This is a genomic window from Nocardia farcinica (assembly GCF_029867845.1).
GTDB classification, from domain to species: domain Bacteria; phylum Actinomycetota; class Actinomycetes; order Mycobacteriales; family Mycobacteriaceae; genus Nocardia; species Nocardia farcinica_A.
On record NZ_JARWRU010000069.1, the window covers coordinates 1 to 3,123 of the forward strand.

Sequence of the window (3,123 nt, forward strand, 5' to 3'; positions counted from 1 at the left end):
TCTGTAAACCTATTGCCTCTCTGGCTGTAACGTTTTGCTTAGGTTTTGTTTTTGTTCTTTTGGCTTCTGCGGGGCCTTTTATCGGGGCGCCCACGACTACTTCATGCTCTAGGAGATCGAGGAGCAGCCCACCGCGGTCGCCGACACCCTGATCGGGCACTTCACCACCGACGTGTCGGGCGGGCGCATCGTGCTCGACGAGCAGCGGCTGGCCGACCAGGAGCTGCGCGAGTTCGACAAGGTGTTCGTGGTGGCCTGCGGCAGCTCCTACCACGCGGGCCTGCTGGCCAAGTACGCCATCGAGCACTGGACCCGCCTGCCCGTCGAGGTCGAACTGGCCAGCGAGTTCCGCTACCGCGATCCGGTGCTCGACCGTTCCACCCTGGTGGTGGCCATCTCCCAGTCCGGCGAGACCGCCGACACGCTCGAGGCGGTGCGCCACGCCAAGGAGCAGAAGGCCAGGGTGCTGGCGATCTGCAACACCAACGGCGCGCAGATCCCACGCGAGTCCGACGCGGTGGTCTACACCCGCACCGGCCCGGAGATCGGCGTGGCCTCGACCAAGGCGTTCCTGGCTCAGGTCGCGGCCAACTACCTGGTCGGGCTGGCGCTGGCGCAGGCGCGCGGCACCAAGTACCCCGACGAGGTGGCCCGCGAGTTCCAGGAGCTGGAGGCCATGCCGAAGCTGGTGGCCCGGGTGCTGGAGACCGCGCCGCAGGTGCGCGCCATCGCCCGTGAGCTCGCGCAGGTGCCGACGGTGCTGTTCCTCGGCCGCCACGTGGGCTACCCGGTGGCGCTGGAGGGCGCGCTGAAGCTCAAGGAGCTGGCCTACATGCACGCCGAGGGCTTCGCGGCGGGCGAGCTCAAGCACGGCCCGATCGCGCTGATCGAGGACGGCCTGCCGGTGATCGTGGTGATGCCCTCGCCGAAGGGCCGGGCGGTGCTGCACTCGAAGTTGCTGAGCAATATCCGCGAGATCCAGGCCCGCGGCGCCCGCACCATCGTGATCGCCGAGGAAGGCGACGACACCGTGCGGCCGTTCGCCGACCATCTGATCGAGATCCCGTCGGCGCCGACGCTGTTCCAGCCGCTGCTGTCGACCGTGCCGCTGCAGGTCTTCGCGGCCGAGATCGCCCAGGCCCGCGGTTACGACGTGGACAAGCCGCGCAACCTGGCCAAGTCCGTCACCGTCGAGTGAGCCGAGGGCCGGCGACGACCCGGTCGGTGCGACGGGTCATTCGACGGTCACGCTGCCCCGCATCTGCGGGTGCAGCGAGCACAGGTAGCGGTATTCGCCGGGCTGGGTGAAGGTGAAACTCCACTCGCCGGTGGTGAGGATGGGGCTGTTGATGCCCATCGCCTTGTCGCCGATGCCCTGCACCGAGTGTGGCACGCTGTCGGAGAACTCCCAGGTCACGGTGTCGCCGACGCGGACGGTCACCGCGGCGGGCGAGAAGGCCATGTCGTCGACGGCGACGGTGACGTCTCCGGCGGGCGCCGGTTGCTGAGCTGGGGCGCCGGTGGCCGAGGCCGCCGAGGTGGCGGGGGAGACCGGGGCCGGGTCGGTCTCGTCGGAGCCGCATCCGGCGATCGCGGTCGAGGTGGCCAGGGCGAGCGCGGCGAGCGCCCGCGCGCGGGTGGAACGATGCGTGATCGGCATGATCGACGAGCGTAGTGCGCGGGCGGGTAAGGTCCGCAACACGCGGGTCGCGTGGTGCGGCGGCCCGCCGGTGACCGATCCGGCCGGGTGAGCGCACCCGGCGGGCCGAGCAGTCGCACGGAGGTGGCGATCCGATGACGGCGATCCGATCGAGGTCCGCGCTCGCCGAGGAGCGCGGCTACTTCACCGTGGCGCAGGTGCGCGCGGCCGAGGCGGAACTGTTCACCCGGGTGCCCGAGGGCGTGCCCATGCGGCGGGCCGCGCACGGCCTGGCCAGGGTGGTCGCCGCCGAACTGCGGGAACGCACCGGTGGGGTGGCAGGACGCTCGGTGACCCTGCTGGCCGGGGCCGGGGACAACGGCGCGGACGCGCTGTGGGCGGGAGCCGGGTTGCGGGGGCGCGGGGTGGCGGTGCGCGCGATCCTGCTCACCCCCGAGCGCGCGCACGCCGCCGGGCTGGCCGCGTTCCGCCGGGCGGGCGGACGGGTCGGCACCGAGATCGGCGACCCGGACCTGGTGGTCGACGGCATCGTCGGGATCGGCGGCAAGGGGCCGCTGCGTCCGGCGGCCGCCGAGATCGTCGCGCGGGTGCGGGCTCCGATCGTGGCGGTCGACCTGCCCAGCGGAGTGGACCCGGACACCGGCGCGGTCGACGGGCCCGCGGTGCGCGCCGCGGTGACAGCGACCTTCGGCGCCCGGAAACCGGTGCACGCGCTGGCCGCGCCGTGGTGTGGGCGGATCGAATTGGTGGACATCGGATTGCGGCTGCCCGCACCGGATCTCGTCGCGCTCGCGCCCGCCGCCGTGGGGGCGCGGTGGCCGGTGCCCGCCGCCACCGACGACAAGTACACCCAGGGCGTGACCGGGGTCTGCGCGGGCAGCGCCACCTATCCGGGGGCCGCGGTGCTCGCGGTGGGCGGCGCGGTCGCGGCTACCTCCGGGATGGTGCGCTACGCGGGCAGCGCCGCCGCCCAGGTGCTCGCGCACTTCCCGGAGGTGATCGCCGCCGCCGACATCGCCACCACCGGCCGCGTGCAGTCGTGGGTGTTCGGCCCCGGCGCGGGCGTCGACGCCGCCGCTCGTGACCGGCTCGCCGAGGTCCTCGCCACCGACCTGCCGGTGGTGATCGACGCCGACGGTCTCACCCTGCTCGCCCGCGCCCCCGAGTTGCTGCGCGGCCGCGCCGCGCCGACCGTGCTCACCCCGCACGCGGGCGAATTCGCCCGGCTGACCGGCCGTGATCCCGCCCCCGACCGGGTCGGCGCGGTCCGGGAGCTGGCCGAGCGGTGGCGGGTCACGGTCCTGCTCAAGGGGCGCGCCACCCTGATCGCCCATCCGGGACGTCCGGTGCTGGTCAACGAGGCGGGCGGCTCCTGGGCGGCCACCGCGGGCGCGGGCGATGTGCTCTCCGGGATCATCGGCGCGCTGCTGGCCGCGGGCCACGACCCGGCCGTGGCCGCGGCC

Annotated in this window: 2 protein-coding genes and 1 pseudogene; 2 read left to right on the forward strand and 1 reads right to left on the reverse strand. The window is 73.4% G+C overall.

What is annotated here, in order from left to right; translation table 11 throughout:
• Window positions 1–82: 82 nt before the first annotated feature.
• Window positions 83–1,198, forward strand: a pseudogene (glmS, locus tag QH283_RS01155) (glutamine--fructose-6-phosphate transaminase (isomerizing)); the annotation flags it as partial.
• A gap of 36 nt (window positions 1,199–1,234) precedes the next feature.
• Here the strand turns inward: glmS and QH283_RS01160 are convergent.
• Window positions 1,235–1,660 (reverse strand): cupredoxin domain-containing protein, encoded by a 426-nt coding sequence (locus QH283_RS01160; RefSeq protein ID WP_280501161.1) that lies wholly within the window; start codon window positions 1,658–1,660, stop codon window positions 1,235–1,237.
• A gap of 134 nt (window positions 1,661–1,794) precedes the next feature.
• On the opposite strand from QH283_RS01160, the gene QH283_RS01165 reads away from it, so the two are divergent.
• A partial coding sequence (locus tag QH283_RS01165; protein WP_280501162.1) for a bifunctional ADP-dependent NAD(P)H-hydrate dehydratase/NAD(P)H-hydrate epimerase occupies window positions 1,795–3,123 on the forward strand: 1,329 nt, incomplete at its 3' end.